This is a genomic window from Vibrio sp. 2130-1 (assembly GCF_033339515.1).
Genome location: NZ_JAWOUT010000012.1, coordinates 1 through 17,756 on the forward strand (window position 1 = coordinate 1; position 17,756 = coordinate 17,756).

Annotated in this window: 16 protein-coding genes and 1 tRNA gene; 8 read left to right on the plus strand and 9 right to left on the minus strand. The window is 44.8% G+C overall.

All coding sequences use genetic code 11. The features are described 5' to 3' along the window. The first annotated feature begins 153 nt into the window (after nt 1-153). Nucleotides 154-238: transfer RNA gene (locus R7Q09_RS17240), tRNA-Tyr, on the plus strand. Between the two features lie 589 nt (nt 239-827). Here the strand turns inward: R7Q09_RS17240 and R7Q09_RS17245 are convergent. Beyond that, a complete protein-coding gene (locus tag R7Q09_RS17245) occupies nt 828-1,700 on the minus strand; it encodes a Tim44 domain-containing protein (RefSeq protein WP_005384268.1) in 873 nt (290 codons plus the stop codon). Between the two features lie 392 nt (nt 1,701-2,092). Here R7Q09_RS17245 and R7Q09_RS17250 point away from each other — a divergent pair, with 392 nt between their 5' ends. The 3 genes from R7Q09_RS17250 (at nt 2,093) to R7Q09_RS17260 (ending at nt 5,615) form a co-directional block, all read left to right on the plus strand. Next, entirely contained in the window at nt 2,093-2,683 is a 591-nt protein-coding gene (locus R7Q09_RS17250) for a TetR/AcrR family transcriptional regulator (protein WP_005382308.1), read from the plus strand. Nucleotides 2,684-2,696: 13 nt separating this feature from the next. After that, on the plus strand, nt 2,697-4,571 hold the full coding sequence (locus R7Q09_RS17255; protein WP_318071063.1) for an MFS transporter: 1,875 nt from the start codon (nt 2,697-2,699) through the stop codon (nt 4,569-4,571). A 114-nt stretch (nt 4,572-4,685) separates the two neighbouring features. Further along, on the plus strand, nt 4,686-5,615 hold the full coding sequence (locus R7Q09_RS17260; RefSeq protein ID WP_005384270.1) for a YeiH family protein: 930 nt from the start codon (nt 4,686-4,688) through the stop codon (nt 5,613-5,615). On the opposite strand, the gene R7Q09_RS17265 is transcribed toward R7Q09_RS17260, so the two are convergent. The 7 genes from R7Q09_RS17265 to R7Q09_RS17295 form a co-directional block, all read right to left on the minus strand. Further along, on the minus strand, nt 5,612-5,800 hold the full coding sequence (locus R7Q09_RS17265) for a hypothetical protein (RefSeq protein ID WP_017634658.1): 189 nt from the start codon (nt 5,798-5,800) through the stop codon (nt 5,612-5,614). The genes R7Q09_RS17260 and R7Q09_RS17265 overlap by 4 nt on opposite strands. 100 nt (nt 5,801-5,900) lie before the next feature. Next, nucleotides 5,901-7,328: an o-succinylbenzoate--CoA ligase gene (gene menE / locus R7Q09_RS17270; RefSeq protein WP_318071062.1), complete on the minus strand. Its 1,428-nt coding sequence runs from the start codon at nt 7,326-7,328 to the stop codon at nt 5,901-5,903. Beyond that, nucleotides 7,313-8,302 (minus strand): o-succinylbenzoate synthase, encoded by a 990-nt coding sequence (menC, locus tag R7Q09_RS17275; RefSeq protein WP_318071061.1) that lies wholly within the window; start codon nt 8,300-8,302, stop codon nt 7,313-7,315. Before menC ends, menE begins: the two co-directional genes overlap by 16 nt. A 125-nt stretch (nt 8,303-8,427) precedes the next feature. Further along, on the minus strand, nt 8,428-9,294 hold the full coding sequence (gene menB / locus R7Q09_RS17280; RefSeq protein WP_005382318.1) for a 1,4-dihydroxy-2-naphthoyl-CoA synthase: 867 nt from the start codon (nt 9,292-9,294) through the stop codon (nt 8,428-8,430). Continuing rightward, nucleotides 9,287-10,114: a 2-succinyl-6-hydroxy-2,4-cyclohexadiene-1-carboxylate synthase gene (gene menH / locus R7Q09_RS17285; protein ID WP_318071060.1), complete on the minus strand. Its 828-nt coding sequence runs from the start codon at nt 10,112-10,114 to the stop codon at nt 9,287-9,289. Before menH ends, menB begins: the two co-directional genes overlap by 8 nt. Beyond that, nucleotides 10,101-11,819, minus strand: a complete 1,719-nt coding sequence (gene menD, locus R7Q09_RS17290) for a 2-succinyl-5-enolpyruvyl-6-hydroxy-3-cyclohexene-1-carboxylic-acid synthase (RefSeq protein ID WP_025766952.1) — start codon at nt 11,817-11,819, stop codon at nt 10,101-10,103. The genes menH and menD overlap by 14 nt, the downstream gene beginning before the upstream one ends. Further along, a complete protein-coding gene (locus R7Q09_RS17295; protein ID WP_033906881.1) occupies nt 11,816-13,123 on the minus strand; it encodes an isochorismate synthase MenF in 1,308 nt (435 codons plus the stop codon). The genes menD and R7Q09_RS17295 overlap by 4 nt, the downstream gene beginning before the upstream one ends. 217 nt (nt 13,124-13,340) lie before the next feature. Here R7Q09_RS17295 and R7Q09_RS17300 point away from each other — a divergent pair, with 217 nt between their 5' ends. The 3 genes from R7Q09_RS17300 to R7Q09_RS17310 all read left to right on the plus strand — a co-directional run bounded on the left by R7Q09_RS17300 (nt 13,341) and on the right by R7Q09_RS17310 (nt 16,568). Then, nucleotides 13,341-14,555, plus strand: a complete 1,215-nt coding sequence (locus tag R7Q09_RS17300; protein ID WP_318071059.1) for a pyridoxal phosphate-dependent aminotransferase — start codon at nt 13,341-13,343, stop codon at nt 14,553-14,555. 90 nt (nt 14,556-14,645) lie between these two features. Beyond that, entirely contained in the window at nt 14,646-15,230 is a 585-nt protein-coding gene (yfbR, locus tag R7Q09_RS17305) for a 5'-deoxynucleotidase (RefSeq protein ID WP_017634778.1), read from the plus strand. Between the two features lie 15 nt (nt 15,231-15,245). Then, nucleotides 15,246-16,568, plus strand: coding sequence for an anti-phage deoxyguanosine triphosphatase (locus R7Q09_RS17310; protein ID WP_017634779.1), 1,323 nt, complete (start codon nt 15,246-15,248; stop codon nt 16,566-16,568). A gap of 6 nt (nt 16,569-16,574) precedes the next feature. On the opposite strand, the gene R7Q09_RS17315 is transcribed toward R7Q09_RS17310, so the two are convergent. After that, nucleotides 16,575-17,189: a tRNA-uridine aminocarboxypropyltransferase gene (locus R7Q09_RS17315; protein WP_017634780.1), complete on the minus strand. Its 615-nt coding sequence runs from the start codon at nt 17,187-17,189 to the stop codon at nt 16,575-16,577. A gap of 3 nt (nt 17,190-17,192) precedes the next feature. On the opposite strand from R7Q09_RS17315, the gene rrtA reads away from it, so the two are divergent. Next, nucleotides 17,193-17,744, plus strand: coding sequence for a rhombosortase (gene rrtA, locus R7Q09_RS17320; RefSeq protein WP_005382331.1), 552 nt, complete (start codon nt 17,193-17,195; stop codon nt 17,742-17,744). Nucleotides 17,745-17,756 lie beyond the last annotated feature (12 nt).

Genomic DNA, 17,756 nt, shown 5'->3' on the forward strand with positions numbered 1-17,756 from the left:
GGCCAAAGGGAGCAGACTGTAAATCTGCCGGCACTGCCTTCGATGGTTCGAATCCGTCCCCCTCCACCATATTCTTTCTTATGTTTTTCCTTTAAACGTGAGAACAACTTGAAAGCTAGGTTGGGAAACTAACTTTTAAGTATAAAACACCCTGGAGGGGTTCCCGAGTGGCCAAAGGGAGCAGACTGTAAATCTGCCGGCACTGCCTTCGATGGTTCGAATCCGTCCCCCTCCACCATATTGAAGAAGCCAGCCCATTGAGCTGGCTTTTTTCGTTTCAGGATCTTGATAGCATAGTCCTACTACAACGAACCTTTCACTCCTAACCGAAACTCTTCTCGATTGAATACCTATCACGGTAAATAAGTGATCAGAAATAGCGTAGGGAAAATGCTTGAGAACAAGGCGCAATTTTTTGATAAGTAGTTATTCTACAATCAAAAATTGCAACGCAGTTATCGAGTATTTTAACAAGCTAGAATGACCAGTTATTTACTACGATTGGTATAACCTATACTCAATCTCACTAAAGCAACCAACCCCATGTGAAACTCCACAAACAAAAGGCTGAGGAGCAGATCTTTACCCTACAAACAATGTACTAGCTATTTTGATTTTGTTAGTTCGTATGACCTTAATATGAATGTTCAATATAAATAGGAAAACACTTGAGGACTTACTAGAAAAAGTGGGCTCGCAAAATTACCAAACGGACTCAATTAGTGATGTTTGTATAAAAACACGTACAAGAAATATAAATGATAGATACAAAAAATCCCGCAGGGGATGCGGGATTTTTACTAGTGACTAAATTGGTTTAAAGGTGACTAGCCTTGAATACCAACGATTAACCATGGCGCATTAGGCGCAGTCAAGTCACGCTCTAGGTGCCAGATATCTTCGATTTCTTCTTCAACACCTTCTACTGTGTCACGGTAACGACCGCTAAACTGCAGACTAAGCTGTGCTTTATTTGCATCGTAATCAGCACGGACGATCTCCGCATCAACGTACATTACGTCAGTATGCTGCTCACCGTCGAGCTTCGCGCGCTCTGCTTTTAGGTCTTCAAACAAGCTTGGAGAAACATATTCTTCAATAGTTTCTAGCTGGTTGTGATTCCACGCACCTTGCAGGATTCGATAGTGTTCACGAGAACCATTAATGAACGCTGCTTGGTCAAAACCCGGTGGGTAGTTATGTGGTACGTCTGTTTGAGCGCCAAAACCACCAAAGCCACCATTATTTGTGTTTGGTTGTTGCTCAAAGTTTTGCATGTTTGGTTGCTCAAACTTAGATGCGTTGCCACCAAATGCAGGCTGTTGACGATGCTGGTTCATACTGCCCTGCTTCGCACCTAGCATACCGCGCATTAGTTTAAAGATGACAAAGGCAATCAAACCAATAATTAGGATATCCATAAACTGGATACCTTCAAAAGCACCGCCAAAGAATGCAGCAAGTAGACCACCAGCAAGAAGTCCGCCTAGCAGACCACCCATAAGGCCTTTCTTACTTGAAGACTTTGTCGTCTGATCTTTGCCGACCGTATTGGTGTTTTGTTGCTGTTGTTTCGGTGCTGGTGCAGTTTTGTAGCTCTTACCGAAAGACTTACTGCCACCAAACTTCTTCGCTTCCGCGATAGGCGTTACAGCAACAGTAAACATCAATAAAGCAACAATAGAAAATAAACGTTTCATCGTTATCCTTAAAGTTAGCTATCTAAGATAGTGCCCCATTTTCAAGACGAAACAATCGTTGTTTCAAACAGTAGCACGCCAAAGATGATTTTTAAGTCATCATACTCTGTATACCGATTGATGAAAATAGCTTATAGAAGCTGACATGTATCAGAATATTGCCAAAAATGCAGACTGCTCACACTGCTTGCAATTCAGCTGAAGGCGCTTGATCAATGTAAAAAAAGTATGGAATAAGTTCACTAATACTCCAGATTGTTTTACTTGAATTAGAATCAGTGACACAGCTCAGAATCCTACACCTTGAGGGCACTTGGACACATTGCCTTGTTGACGGTTAATAGGTAGCTGACTATCATATTGAACGATGTTCAATAAAGTAGTTTGAGAGTATGGCGCGCAGAAACGATCACACCCGAGAAGAGTTAGTGAATTTGACGTTAACAACGGTCAAAAACTTTTTAGATGAGAATTCTTACCACGAACTCAGTCTTCGTAAAATCGCTAACATGATTGGTTACGTGCCAAGCACATTGGTAAATGTTTTTGGTAATTATAATTTGTTGTTGCTTCATGTTGTCGCTCAAACTTTAGATGAGTTATCTCAAGAAGCACGCAAAGCGACTAATGACAGCAAAGACTCCCATCAAGCGCTTTTTGAACTCGCTTATTGCTACCACGATTTTGCTCAAAAACACCCATACCGTTGGCAGTTAGTGTTCGAACACAACATGAATGGAGCAGAACTTCCGGAATGGCATGCCAAACGTATCGATGGTATGACGGGAATGCTAGAGTCACTATTGGCTCAAATCGCACCACATCGTACTGAATCCGAAGTGATTCAAGCGAGTCGAGTCCTTTGGTCTGGCGTACATGGCATTACTTTACTCAGTGTTGATGATAAGTTTTTCTCTAGTGAACCGATTGATGGCAAAGAATTGATCAGTAATCTTCTTTCTAACTACCTCACGAACTGGTAACAAAGGATTATCCATGTCATCCGACAGACAGCCGTCCTTACTTACGCAGAGAAAGTTCCTGCCCTATTTCATTACTCAGTTTTTTGGCGCTTTCAACGACAATATTTTTAAAAACGTTTTGCTGTTGTTTGTCGCATTCGCTGGCTCCAGTGCACTACCTATTTCGAGCAATTTGTTCATCAACCTTGCGGCAGGCTTGTTCATTCTACCGTTCTTTCTGTTCTCTGCTTCCGCTGGCGTATTAGCCGACAAATATGAAAAGTCATGGTTTATTCGTAAGGTCAAACTATTTGAAATAGCCATCATGCTGTTAGGTGCCATCGGATTCATAACCGAAAGTTATGGTGTGCTTTTATTGCTACTGTTTTTAATGGGCACACAGTCAGCATTTTTTGGCCCAGTTAAATATGCCCTTTTGCCTCAAAAGTTAAATGCTAAAGAGTTAGTGCCCGGCAACGCTCTTGTTGAAGCTGGTACCTTTATCGCCATCCTTATTGGCACCTTAGGCGCTGGGATTATAGCCTCTGCAGACAACGCAAAATACCTCGCCGCATTTTGTGTCGTGATCTTCGCATTGTTAGGCTACTTGTCGAGCCGCTCAATCCCCTTTGCTGCAGCCAGCGCGCCCAATCTCTCTTTTCGTTGGCAACCATACAAGCAAACCAAACACACGCTCTCTATCGCCAAATCCGATCGAGTTGTTTTTCAATGCATAATGGCAATAAGCTGGTTTTGGTTTTTAGGCGCCGCATATCTAACACAATTCCCGAATTTCACTAAGATTTACCTAAATGGCACCGAGAGTGCGGTGTCTTTCTTGCTCGCTCTATTTTCCATTGGTATCGCGCTAGGGTCGCTACTTTGCAATTGGATCTCAAACCATCGTATCGAAGTCGGTATTGTGCCAGTTGGTGCCTTTGGCATTACGGTATTTGGGTACCTAATGGCCACTTCCATTCCCAATGATCTACCTACTTTCCATAACTTTGTAGACTTCTTTAGATATGAGCCTTTTTGGCCATTATTTTTCTACCTATTGATGATTGGCGCTTCGGGCGGTTTGTTTATCGTGCCTCTTTACGCATTAATGCAGCATCGAGCAAAGGAAACCGAACGTGCTCAAGTCATCGCAGGGCTCAACATTTTTAACTCTCTGTTTATGGTCGGCAGCGCTGTCTTAGGTATTGTGTGCCTAAGTGTAATCAAGATGACAATTCCTCAGCTGTTTGCATTGTTAGCCATTTTAAATTTCTTAGTCGCCGCTTACATCTTTTTGCAAATTCCTATTTTTGTAGTTCGCTTTGTCATGTGGATGCTTACGCACACCATCTATCGAGTTAAGCATAAGAATCTACACAACCTACCCGAGCATGGTGGGGCATTGATTGTATGTAATCATGTAAGCTACATGGATGCATTGCTACTTAGTGCCGTATGCCCAAGGTTGATTCGTTTTGTGATGGAGGAAGATTACGCCAACCTACCTCCATTAAGGCGCTTTTTACGTCGAACTGGGGTAATTCCAATTTCAGCGAGTAACAGAAGCTCTATCAGACGTGCATTTAACGATGTGGAAGCTGCGCTAAGCGAAGGTCATATCGTCTGTATTTTCCCTGAAGGAAGATTAACTTCAGATGGTGAAATGAATGAATTCATGCGCGGTATTGATATAATCCTACGTCGTAGTCCAGTACCTGTCATACCTGTTGCACTTAAAGGCTTATGGGGAAGCTATTTCAGCCGCGCAAAAGGTCGCGCATGCTGTGGCTTACCGACTCGATTTTGGTCAAAGCTAGAAATAGAGGCAGGACAACCGGTGCCACCAAACGAGGCAACGGCAAAAACAATGTTCGATAAAGTGCATCAACTTAGAGGCGACTGGCGATAAATACACTTGAACACATGTTTAGGATAACTGAACATGTGTTCAAATCATTAAGACAAACTGACCACACCCAGTGCGATATACTCTCCCTTTCATTCACAACAGCGAATAAAAACCTTGAATAGAAACTACCTCCTGTTTGGATTGGCGTTACTTTTTTGTCTAACCCCTCTTGCCTCCTCTCCCATTGCTCTAGTTATCGGTTTTCTACTCGCAAGTTTTGGTTTTGTGCCTTCCGAGCTGCCCATCGCTTCTTTTACTAAAAAGCTGCTGTCTTACTCGATTATTGGCTTAGGCTTTGGCATCAACTTTGAGCAAGCACTTGCAGTCACATCGGATGGTATCGGCCTGATCATCGCCACTATTACAGGCACACTGATCATGGGCACTCTCATTGCCAGGGTAATTAAATTGGAGCGAGTAACCGCTTACTTAATCTCATCAGGTACTGCAATTTGTGGTGGTAGCGCAATTGCTGCTGTGGCACCGGCGATTAAAGCGAAAGACGAGCAGATTGGATTAGCACTGGCAACAGTGTTTGTCCTGAACTCCATTGCACTCTTTGTGTTTCCTGTGATTGGACATGCTTTAGGGCTAGATCAACACACGTTTGGCACATGGGCTGCGATTGCCATTCATGACACATCTTCTGTTGTCGGGGCTGCCTCGGCCTATGGGGAAGAAGCACTAACGACGGCAACAACATTGAAACTCGCGCGCGCTTTATGGATCATTCCTGTTGCTTTGATCAGTGCCGTCATCTTTTCAAGAGGCCAAAAAGAGAATGGAAAGAAAAAACTAGCTATCCCTTATTTCATTTTTTGGTACTGTGCAGCTATCGCGTTTAGCGACTTCTTTCCTCAATTTGAAATGGTCTATCACGGCATTTTCATTGGAGCAAAGCAAGCGTTGGTTGTATGTCTGTTCTTGATAGGTTGCAGCATTTCAATTTCAAAACTAAAGTCAGCTGGAGCTAAGCCGCTGTTGTTTGGTGTGACTCTGTGGGTGCTAATTTCTACCACTTCTCTAAGTTGGTTACTGTTTTAGATATTGGTGGTCTGCTTATCGCGTTGAGGGGACGGTATTTCCCGTTTGCTATTTTTGTATATAACGACCAACGCAATAGCGATCAAAAATGCCGTTAGCTCTGCAAGAGAGCGGGCTAGCCCTTCACTACTTATCGCGATACCAATTTGTAGTGCTACTGCCGCAATTAAAACTAGCTTTGCCATCCTGAACCTTATGCATTTTCTCTCCACTAAGAAGCATAATTATGATTCAGAGTTATAAGGATACGAAATTCTCTTTATGACTAATACATAGCAAAATTGACTAATGCTGAAGTGATGACAGTAGCCACTCTTTCACGGCCTTACGTGAAATTTTGATCCCACCTTCTAGTAGAGTTTCTGGCATTACATGGTATTCCACTGGCCATTTAAACTTCTCTAACTTTGATTGCAAGTGCTGGTCATACTCCGACTTGCTGCGCAATCCATTGGTCTGAATCACAGCTACTGGTCTATGACCAAACTCCGCGTCTTCGACTGGAACCACTATACTCTGCACTACACCATCAATTTGGTTCAAAGCGGCTTCAATCTCTTCACAATGGATATTCTCACCACCAGAGATAAACTGATTGTCGGCACGGCCGATTATCTTTAATTCATCACCTTGCCACTCGCCAAGATCTTTGCTGTCAAACCAGCCTTTCTCATCCAGAAATGGGGTAACATGTCCTTGATGGAAATACCCTGCCGCTAATGTCTTACCGCCAACAAAAATGCGTTGGTCAACTAATTTTATCTTACGGTGCTTCAATACATGTCCAGCATTACTGGTGCTGTCAATTCTCTTTGCGGTAACGGTAGAGGCCGCCTCCGTCATCCCATAACCTAACCACGTCTCAATGCCTTGCCCTGATGCTCGTAGTGCCAACTCATGATCAACGTGACTGCCGCCCAGTAGCACATGTGTCAATGACAAATGTGCATCATCATCCAATAACCGTTTGAGCTGAGTCGCAACCAAAGAAGCGTGTGATACGCCCTGAATATCATCAACAAGTTTCCCTGAACCGACTTTTAGTGTTGCTCCGACATATAGCCAACGATAGACAATCGCTAATCCAGAGACGTGATACAGCGGAAGCGATAACAGCCAAGCATCTTGCTGAGTGAAAATGAACTCCTGCAACAAGCCCTCTGCAGACGCAAGATGCTGTCGATGTGTATGAACCACAGCTTTAGGCTCCCCTGTAGAGCCAGAAGTAAATACTACTGAAGCGAGCCGGTCATGATGATAGCTATCTTCAGTCAACGAATCACTCTCTTGCTGTGATACTACAGGCAGTGAAAGCAATGTTGCCTTGAGTTTTTGTACATCATGTTCAGAAAAGGTCGAAGCGCACTCCTGAGAAAACCAGATAAACCGAGTTTGATCAGGCCTGTAAAGTGTAGCAAGCTTACCCTGCAACTTATCTAGTGGTTGTTCCATGGTCAGCGCAGCGAGTGCGCCTAACTGTTTGGAGGCAAGATAAAACAACAGTGTTTCTACTTGGTTCTTGCCAACCAAAGTCAGCACATCCCCCCGAGTTACACCCAAGTCATTCAAATAGTGAGTGTATTGGTCAATACGCTTCGAGAGGTGTTGCCAGTTTAATACTTCTGTTGATGTCTTGAGTGCAATAGAAAAAGGGCTCGTTTGAGCCCAATATTTCCATGGTGCCTTCGCAATATTGTCTACGCAGAATGCCACACAATCTCCTGGTCTTTTAGAGGAAGAACGGGAAGTTCACACTTAGGCCAGCCCTGCTCTAGCTGAGCTTTGAATAAGCCAATCGTATCCAAACCTGGAACTTCATCAGGCAGCTGCCATTGGGCAAAGCGCGCTAATTGAGTTAAACCGAGACTGGATTCAATGCTCGAGCTAATCACTGCTTTCATCCCCAGTGACTTCGCTTTCTCTATCAGTGTAATACAAAAATCCACCGAACCAATGAGTGTGGGTTTGATGATGATCGTTTTCACACCAGTTAGATCTTCAAGACGGAAATCTTCACGACGAACCGCATCTTGCAATGTTTCATCCCAAGCGATAGCAATACCAGTATTAATCGCAAAAGAGAGACTATCGCCAGGAGAGCGGCACGGCTCTTCCAAAAAGGTGATGCGCTGACGCAAAGACGGAGTAATGTATTTAGCAAACTGCTGCGCTTTTTCTGGTGTCCAAGCGCGGTTTGCATCAAGTCGAAGCGTTAATTGAGGGATTGATTCAAGAAAAAGGCTCACAAGCATGCCATCGCGAATTGGCTCATAAAGTCCAACTTTCACCTTAGCGACTTTCTCACCTTCCATTTCGTTCAGCTTTGGAATGAGCTCATCTGGGTCGCCAGTGCATAGTGGCGCTGTTTGGTATTTACCTTGTTGTGGTAAGCCATCAGCTAATTCAAGCTGTGCCATCGATAAACCAAACGCAACCGACGGGTACATATTGGCATAATCCACATCCAACTCTGCAACCCAACGCTCCGCCTGTTCTTGTAGCTGAACACCCGCATCTTCGGCGCTCTCTAAGCTAAAACCAGGAAGAGGAGCGACTTCTCCAAGCCCTGTTTTACCATCTTCGGAAAGCGCAACAACATAACCAACACGTTCGGTTAGCTTGTTGTTACGTAGGATGACACCACTATCCATGGGCAAGCTATAACGATAAATTTTCGCTTCACGCATAATTCAAGTCCTATGTAATGCCGTATATTTGAGCGTTCTGACGAGCAATCCCACCAGCCTCCCAGAGGGCGAGGCGCTCAGGAAAAAAGGAACAGAGGAGCTAACACGCTCCTCATTTAGACGGATTATGGGTTGCGAGGGAATTTATCGAAGTCTGGGCGACGCTTCTCGTTAAAGGCATTACGACCTTCTTGGCCTTCATCAGTCATGTAGAACATCATCGTTGCGTTACCCGCTAGCTCTTGCAGACCCGCTTGACCATCACAATCTGCGTTTAATGCAGCTTTCAGGCAGCGCAATGCCATTGGGCTGTGCTGTAGTACTTCACGACACCAACGAACGGTTTCTTTCTCTAGATCCGCTAGTGGTACAACTGTGTTTACTAGGCCCATGTCTACCGCTTCTTGAGCATTGTAGAAACGACATAGGAACCAAATTTCGCGAGCTTTCTTTTGGCCTACGATGCGAGCCATGTAAGATGCACCCCAACCACCATCAAATGAACCCACTTTAGGGCCTGTTTGACCAAATTGAGCGTTGTCAGCTGCAATCGTTAGGTCACACATCATGTGCAGAACATGACCACCGCCCACAGCCCAACCTGCTACCGATGCGATCACTGGTTTTGGACAAGTACGAATATCACGTTGGAAGTCCAATACGTTTAGGTGGTGCGTACCTTGGTCGTCTTTGTAGCCGCCGTAGTCGCCGCGGATCTTCTGGTCACCGCCAGAACAGAATGCGTCTTCACCTAGACCTGTCAGAATGATCACGCCAACACCAGAGTCGTAACGCGCATCTGCCAACGCATCAATCATCTCTTTTACCGTTTGAGGACGAAACGCGTTACGCACTTGAGGACGCGCAATGGTGATTTTCGCGATACCATCTTCAGACTTATGGTAATGAATGTCCTCGTATTTCTCGCCGCAATCTTTCCATTGAACCGGAGCGTAAAGTTCTTCTTCAGAAATGCCTACTGTTTTAGCCATGGTGATTCCCATTGTTCTCGTTACTCTCACCAAAGTGAGACTGAATTATTTGCTTGGTATGTATCGCAAACTGTTTGGGCTGCTCTTGATGGACGTTATGACCAGCGCCTTCAACTTGTCGATACGCCAACCCGCTACGTTGTGCCAGTTGGCTAAATTTTTGGTCTTTCTCACCACACAAGTAATACACTGGTATGTTCTGCTTTTGCAGTGAGGGCAACAAATATGCCTGTTTGGCTAACGATGTCGCCATCAACATATTCGCCACCGCTGAGCCAAGATTATCACTTCGCTTCGCAATGAATGTTTGTCTTTGCTCATGGTTTAGTGAAGAAAACACCGCTTGTTGGTACCAATCGTTCAAAACACGTTCAAGTGGTTCAGTTTTGAAACGCATTGCCCAGCGAGCATCATTCTCTAATCTCACCTGTTTCTCTGACTCAGTTTGAAGCCCGAAGTTTCCCCCTTCAACAATCGCGCCCGCAATATTGAGATCTGGAAAGCATTGATGGGCAATACCATGCATCGCAATGCGGCCGCCCATAGAGTAACCAATCAAAATAAGTGGTTGTTGTGAGGGAAATAATAAAGATAGTGTGGAACCAAGAAGTTTGCAGCAATCATTCAGATCGCTGCAAGAAATAGATTGGCTGTGCCCATGACCAGGGAGGTCAACCGTAACACGTTCATACTCGGGTAACGCGTTGATACACGCTTGCCAATCTTCACCGCTACCAAGCAAGCCATGCAAAAACACCAAAGTGGGCAACGTTCTACTTTGGTGTTTTTCTAATACAGGGAAACGTTCAAAGTAAAGCATTCAGACTCTTATTAAATGCCTTGAGTGTCTCAGCAGCTTGATTAGGTGGGGTTTGAACCTCGACCAGCAACGTTCCTTGGCGGTGACATAAATGCTCTTTTACAGATGATTGGAATTGCTCCAGTGTAGAAACATGCAAATACGCCAAACCAAACTGCTTTGCCGCGTGTTCAAACTGATAACCATGAGGCATTTGATAATATGTCGTCCTGCGCTCTGGTGGTACTGGCAACATATCAAAAATCGCACCGCCGTCATTATTAGTAACAACAAGTACCGCCGGCAGTTTATTGTGAGAAAATAGCGCCAGAGAATTGAGATCATAAAGTGCTGCTGTGTCACCGATATACATTAGTAACGGATTACCTCTTGCCCGTTGCACGCCTGATGCCGCAGCAAACAAACCGTCAATCCCTGATGCGCCTCGATTAGTGAAAACCTCTACACCATCCAATTTTCCGTACATATCAACAAGCCGAACAAACAAGCTATTACCCAAGAAAACATCTACGTTCTTTGTGCGCTCGTTGATGTCTGCTGCCAACGCAATTTCGTCAATGGCAGACGCTGAATCAGATAGGAAGGCTTCTTCGATACGTTGATGAACTCGCTTAACGTCATTCGCTAACCTATCAGCCCACCCAGCAAATATTGACTTCTCAAAACTAATGCGAGAAACCCACGTTTTAGGAGGCTCAACCCAGTGCATTTGCGCCAGATGATTTTGGTTATTCCGGTCCATACAAGGTGAGACATACCAATACTGAACGTCTTTACTTTGTTGATTTTTCGATACTTGTTTATCAATCCATTGGTTCAAACGTTTGGAGATGATTCGGCTACCAAATTGGATAATAAGTTCACAAGATTCAAGCTCGTTTGCGAACTCGGGAAGTTGAAGCCATACATCGTAATACGCCCAATCCGAACTGAGACCACTTTGCGGGTCTGCAAGTACTGGCCATCCCATCTTTTGTGCAAATGCCTGCGCCGACTTCGCTTGTTCAAGCGGTAAGCTGCCAATCACAACCAAGCCTTTTTTGTCTGAAAAAGGCGGGATGTTCGCCTGTGACAAATGGCTAAAACGCTGAGTATAAGTGCCGCTTCCTTTTCGCCATCCGGCGACCGAATCTAAGTAGGTTTGATAATCCGCTTTTGCGCCGTTGGAATACAAAGGCTCTGGAAATGCACAATTAATATGAACGGCACTACCCTGCAATTGCTGAGTAAACATCACTTCGTCAACAGAGGTCAGCAACCAGTTAAGCGACGTTGCTAAATTTGGGCTTGGTAAATTCAAACTGGCCGAAACATGATGTGAAAAAATACCCAATTGATTTATCGCTTGGTTTGCACCACAGCCGACAAGTTCTACTGGACGATCTGCTGTCAGCAGCACCAGTTTTTCACCAGTAAGTTTGGCTTCGGCAACCGACGGTAATAAGTTCGCCACTGCCGTACCAGAGGTAACGATAATTGCCACGGGTTCCTGAGTAGCTTTCGCTAAACCAAGAGCCATAAAGCCCAATCCACGCTCATCAAAATGAGTATGAATGGAAAAGTCGGACTGTTCTGCCGCTTCTAAAGTTAAAGGCGTAGAACGAGATCCGGGAGCGATACAAACATGCTTAACGCCAAATCGCTGAAGCTCAATCAATATGGTTTCTGACCAAACTCGATTGAGCACCGCTTGGTCATGACTCATGATGCGACTCCCAATGGCGGATGATCAGAAATCAGCGTAAGTAACGTCGACATTTTCTTATCAAGTTCTGCCCACTCATGTTCTGCAATGGAGCCTGGAACAATCCCTGCGCCCGCAAACAGTTGTACTTGCTCACCGAGCACAAGCGCACTTCTGATTGCGACACAAAACTCTGCTCGTTCATGGCTGATGTAACCCATTGACCCCGCGTACCAGCCGCGTGCAAAGGGCTCATTATCAAGAATAAACTGCATAGACTCTTGTCGGGGTAAGCCAGCAACCGCCGCTGTTGGCTGAAGCGCCGATAACAACTGAACACCATTTATCCCCGCTCTTAGACTAGCGTGAATATTTCGCTTAAGGTGCTGCACTTTTCGTAGTCTGACCAAACTCGGTTCAGCTTCCACTTCAACCATTTCAGAATGCGGTGATAGACGATCAATGATGTCGTCCACCACATACTGGTTTTCGTTGAGGTTCTTTTGGTCTTGGGATAACCAATTCGCCAACTCCATATCTTGAGTGGCATTGTCTCCCCGACCAATCGTACCTGCTAACGCTTCGGTATGTAGCTCATGCCCTACGCGAGAATACAAACGTTCTGGCGTAGACCCCATAAAACTGTGCTTACTGTCTAAGCTCAGCATGAAATGGAAGCTATGATGGTTATTTAAGTAACTTGCTTTAAGTAACTGTGCAGCACTTAATGTGTTATCAAGCTGCACGGTAGAGCGACGCGCTAAAACCACTTTCTTAAAATCATCATTCTCTATACCAGTCAGAACCTTATGAACTAACTCATTCCATTGAGGCTGACTTGGCGTATGAACAATAGAGCGGATGTGAGACGAAATTGGAGCTAAGGTTGCGACCTCACAAACCAGTTTATTCAACCCAGCTAGAGTTCGCGCTTTGTCTTCTGAAATATTAACTGCGAGAGACCACTGTTGGTCAAAACGAATTAACTCAATTTGAGGCAAAAAGAAAAAAGAAGGCATACAGCGGCGATTCTTCTCATGCTGCCCATCAAAAGAGCGCCCGCCCCAAACTCTTTGCCCTTCACCTAGAATGGTATAAGCAGGACCTGGCTCAACAAAAGCGTGCAATTGCCCTAGTGCAACGACCTCTTCACGTGTATCGCGGGACTGCCAATAAAACTTAGGGAAAAGTGGTTGTGCATCAAGCCAATCAATAAATGAGAAATTGGGTTTCTCGCTAAGGGGCTCGACCAGACGTGTTTGATTGCCTTCCGATTGCTGAACTCGCTCGATAATTCTCTTTACGGCTTGATGGAACTGTGACAAATCAACCTCGTTGTATGTGAGGATAAACGGTAACTGACGGCTACTCTAAGTTTAGACCCAAAGCAAATCAAGGTCGTATGCGATCTTTTGCAAAATCCTGTGATAGCAAGCGAGCAAAACTTAACCAGCAGACAGATTATTTACAGATATATATTCTAATAAAAAACAAATTATTGTATTTTAATAAAGAAATTAACGAATTTTTAGGAATTAAACAATGCAAAATATCGGGATGTCGTCAAAACTCGACAATGTCTGCTACGACATTAGGGGTCCTGTACTCAAACATGCTAAGCGCATGGAGGAAGAAGGGCATAAAATCCTAAAGCTAAACATTGGTAACCCTGCCCCATTTGGTTTTGACGCCCCTGATGAGATTTTAGTCGACGTGATTCGTAATCTGCCGACTTCTCAAGGCTATTGTGATTCCAAAGGTATTTACTCTGCTCGTAAAGCTGTGGTCCAACACTATCAGCGTAAAGGTATACGCTCGCTAGATGTCGAAGATGTGTATGTAGGTAACGGCGTGTCTGAGTTGATCGTAATGGCCATGCAAGCGCTATTAAACAATGGCGACGAAATGCTGATCCCAGCACCAGACTATCCGTTATGGACAGCTTCAGTTGCACTATCTGGTGGTAAGCCGGTTCACTACCTATGTGATGAAGAGGCTGACTGGTACCCAGACCTTGAAGACATCAAAAAGAAAATCACACCAAAGACACGTGGCATTGTTCTGATCAACCCGAACAACCCGACAGGTGCGGTATACAGCCGTGACTTCCTACTTGAAGTGATTGAGATAGCACGCCAGCACAAACTGATCATTTTCGCAGATGAGATCTACGACAAAGTGTTGTACGACGGTGCAACACATACCTCAGTCGCCACACTCACTGAAGACGTGCTAGTCATGACATTCAATGGCCTTTCAAAGGCCTACCGTGTTTGTGGTTTCCGTGGTGGCTGGATGTTCCTAACGGGGCCTAAACATCTGGCTCAAGGGTACGTGAATGGCTTGGATCTGCTTTCATCGATGCGTTTATGTGCAAACGTACCAATGCAACATGCCATTCAAACCGCGTTAGGTGGATACCAGAGTATCAATGAACTGATTTTACCTGGCGGACGCTTGTTAGAGCAGCGCAACCGAGCGTATGAACTGATCAATCAGATTCCTGGCGTTTCTTGTGTCAAACCTAAGGGTGCGATGTACCTCTTCCCGAAAATCGACACTAAAATGTACAACATCAAGAACGATCAACAGATGGTTTTAGATTTCTTAAAACAAGAGAAAGTCTTACTGGTGCAAGGTTCCGGCTTTAACTGGCCAAAACCAGACCACTTCCGCATCGTGACACTACCGCACGTTGAAGATCTAGAAATCGCCATTGGACGTTTTGAAAGATTCCTATCAACCTACAGCCAGTAATGAATCACTGGTAGTAATTAGTGCTGATCTCTCATATGCTTAGAGGAACTCCTAGTGAGTTCCTTTTTTACACCAGAAACGGAGAAAGCCATGAAAGAAAGCCATTTTTTCGCCCACCTGGCTCGAATGAAGCTGATCCAACGCTGGCCTTTGATGCGGTCCGTCTCACCAGAAAACGTTTCAGAGCATAGCTTACAAGTTGCTTTTGTCGCTCATGCCCTTGCCCTAATTAAAAACAAAAAGTTCGGCGGCAACCTTAATCCAGAACGCATCGCGATTCTGGCCATGTACCATGACTCCAGTGAAGTATTAACGGGTGATCTTCCAACTCCAGTGAAGTATTACAACCCTGAAATTGCCAAAGAATATAAGAAGATAGAATCGGCAGCGGAACAAAAATTACTCTCAATGTTACCGGAAGAGTTCCACGATGATTTTGCCCCCTATCTTCTTTCTCACTCTGCACACGAAGAGGACGCAAAAATCGTTAAGCAAGCCGATTCCATCTGTGCCTATTTAAAATGTCTTGAAGAACTAAGCGCCGGCAACCATGAGTTCGCTCTGGCAAAAAAACGCTTAGACGTCACTTTGCAAGAACGCAGAACGCCTGAAATGGATTACTTTCTCAATACCTTTGCCCCAAGTTTCGAATTATCGTTAGATGAAATCAGTTAGCTTACGGAGATAATCGTGTCGTTTGAATTACACCCGCAATGGCAAGAGCGCCATGATGATGAGCATAAAATCCGTCGAGACGACCATCGGAGCCCGTACCAACGAGACCGAGCGCGCATTCTTCACTCGGCTGCATTTCGACGCCTACAAGCAAAAACCCAAGTACACGGCAATAGCTTGGAAGACTTTCACCGCAGTCGGTTAACACACTCCTTAGAAGCGTCGCAACTAGGGACCGGTATCGTCGCCCAGTTAAAGAAAAAACAGCCAGAGTTCCGCGATCTATTACCATCAGACAGCTTAATTGATTCATTATGTTTGGCTCACGACATCGGGCATCCTCCATACGGTCATGGGGGAGAAGTCGCTCTAAACTACGTAATGCGCGAACATGGCGGCTTCGAGGGGAACGCCCAAACCTTTCGTATCGTCACTAAGTTAGAGCCTTATACTGAGCATTTCGGAATGAATTTATCACGCCGCACACTGCTTGGTTTGATTAAGTACCCTGCCCTCATTAGTCAAACACGCTCCGTCAAGTTGCCTCAACCAGCCGAGCATCAACGTAAACTAAAAGCAAAAGATTGGAGCCCAGCTAAAGGCATTTATGATTGTGATAAAGACTTATTTGATTGGGTAATTGCACCGCTTTCTGACAACGACAAGGCATTGCTTAGTCTGATGCGTTCAACGCCAGAATCGGAGTTTGAGCACAGTAAAACGCGTTTTAAATCACTCGATTGCTCAATCATGGAGCTAGCAGATGATATCGCCTACGGTGTTCATGATTTAGAAGATGCAATCGTACTTGGTATGGTGACACGTCAGCAATGGCAAGAAGGCGCAGCAAGTCAATTAGCGGACTGTGGCGACCCGTGGTTTGAAGCTCATATCGATTCCATCGGACAGATGCTATTTAGCGGTAAGCACCATGAGCGGAAAGATGCTATCGGTGGTATGGTTAACGCGCTACTGACCAGCATTTCAATCAAAACGGTGGATGAGCCGTTTAATAACCCGTTACTGTCTTGGAATGCGTGTTTAGAACCACAGATGGCACGTGCACTTGACGTACTCAAGCACTTTGTCAGCACCTTCGTTATCCAAGTCCCGCAGGTCCAGATCGTTGAGTATAAGGGTCAGCAAATTATTATGGATATTTTTGAAGCGTTAACAGCAGACCCAGAGCGATTACTACCCGTTCATACAAGAGATCTGTGGTGTCAGGCGAAGAGCGAGAGCAATAAAATGAGGGTCATCGCCGATTATATTTCTGCAATGACCGATGGTCACGCGCAAAAGCTACACCGCCAACTTTTCTCTTCCATCGTTCTTTAGTAACACTCAACCTTTCAAGTAATTCTTTTCAAAAACGCCCGGAGGCATCTGGGCGATTTGGAATTCGATCATCTTTTCAAACGCACGCATCAGCGGTGTAAAGTCTCGCTCGGGTTCAAACAAGCGAAGCGAATGATAACCAGCCTCGACTGTCGATAAACTATTCTCAGAGGGCGCCTTACGAATGGTGTAGTGCCCTTGTAGTTGCTTAGGCAACTGCACGGTTGGGAGTGGATGTAAGTTGCTTGAGAGTTGCCACATTTTGTACGCTTTTTTCCACGTACCATCGAGCAAAATCAAACGTATTTTCTTAGATACACTATGACTCGTTTGAGTGATTTCAGAAATGCATCGTGACTCTTCTGATGGGTAAAGAACAAAATGTTGATATGACTCATCCGCTAATAAGTGATTTAAGACATCATCACAAGAAAAGTCCTCTCCTATCAAACAAATACAGTTATCTAAACTCAAATTGAGAATCCGTGCCGTACCAAGCGGACGATGTTCTTCACTCGTGTGCTGAAGAATGATAAGTTCTACCTCGCTTGCCAGCGGTACAATCCATTGGCAAATACACGCTTTTTGCGATTTTCCACAACGAGAACAATAACGAGACATAGAGTGAACCTTTATACCTTGCTGAGTATTATCAGCGTGATCTGTTTGATACTTCAATTTGAACCAATGGCAAGCCTAACCGAGTGGCACAGCTACAATATACGCCATGGTGAATGGTGGCGAATCGTAACAGGAAATCTCACACATACCAACTTTGCGCACTTAGGAATGAACCTGGCCGGATTGTGGATCATTACTTTTATTTTTCGCCCAAGCACTCGTAACTTCCTTATCGTTTTTTCAATCTTATGTGCATGTGTTGGTGCGCTGAATTTGTTTACCAACATGTCGGTATACGTGGGTTTATCCGGCGTATTACACGGATTGTTTGGATTTTGGGCGCTCAGAGAAGTCTTTGAAAGCAGAAGAAGCAGTGTGTTGTTAGTTGGAGGACTAATCGCCAAAGTAGCATGGGAGCAGGTCTATGGCCCATCCAGCAGTACTGCTGAGCTTATCGGTGCAAACGTTGCTATTGATGCTCATATGTTTGGCGCACTCGGTGGGTTAGTAATGGCTTTACTGGAAAAAGGCCTTCGCCGTCGTTTATTCGGATAAAAAATCCCGAAC

Bases quoted from the DNA above. Each gene is read 5' to 3' on its own strand.
- R7Q09_RS17255 (WP_318071063.1), top strand. From the start codon at position 2,697: ATGTCATCCGACAGACAGCCGTCCTTACTTACGCAGAGAAAGTTCCTG.
- menB (WP_005382318.1), bottom strand. From the start codon at position 9,294: ATGGCTAAAACAGTAGGCATTTCTGAAGAAGAACTTTACGCTCCGGTT.
- R7Q09_RS17245 (WP_005384268.1), bottom strand. From the start codon at position 1,700: ATGAAACGTTTATTTTCTATTGTTGCTTTATTGATGTTTACTGTTGCT.
- R7Q09_RS17300 (WP_318071059.1), top strand. From the start codon at position 13,341: ATGCAAAATATCGGGATGTCGTCAAAACTCGACAATGTCTGCTACGAC.
- yfbR (WP_017634778.1), top strand. From the start codon at position 14,646: ATGAAAGAAAGCCATTTTTTCGCCCACCTGGCTCGAATGAAGCTGATC.
- R7Q09_RS17250 (WP_005382308.1), top strand. From the start codon at position 2,093: ATGGCGCGCAGAAACGATCACACCCGAGAAGAGTTAGTGAATTTGACG.
- menD (WP_025766952.1), bottom strand. From the start codon at position 11,819: ATGAGTCATGACCAAGCGGTGCTCAATCGAGTTTGGTCAGAAACCATA.
- R7Q09_RS17315 (WP_017634780.1), bottom strand. From the start codon at position 17,189: ATGTCTCGTTATTGTTCTCGTTGTGGAAAATCGCAAAAAGCGTGTATT.
- menH (WP_318071060.1), bottom strand. From the start codon at position 10,114: ATGCTTTACTTTGAACGTTTCCCTGTATTAGAAAAACACCAAAGTAGA.
- R7Q09_RS17265 (WP_017634658.1), bottom strand. From the start codon at position 5,800: ATGGCAAAGCTAGTTTTAATTGCGGCAGTAGCACTACAAATTGGTATC.
- menC (WP_318071061.1), bottom strand. From the start codon at position 8,302: ATGCGTGAAGCGAAAATTTATCGTTATAGCTTGCCCATGGATAGTGGT.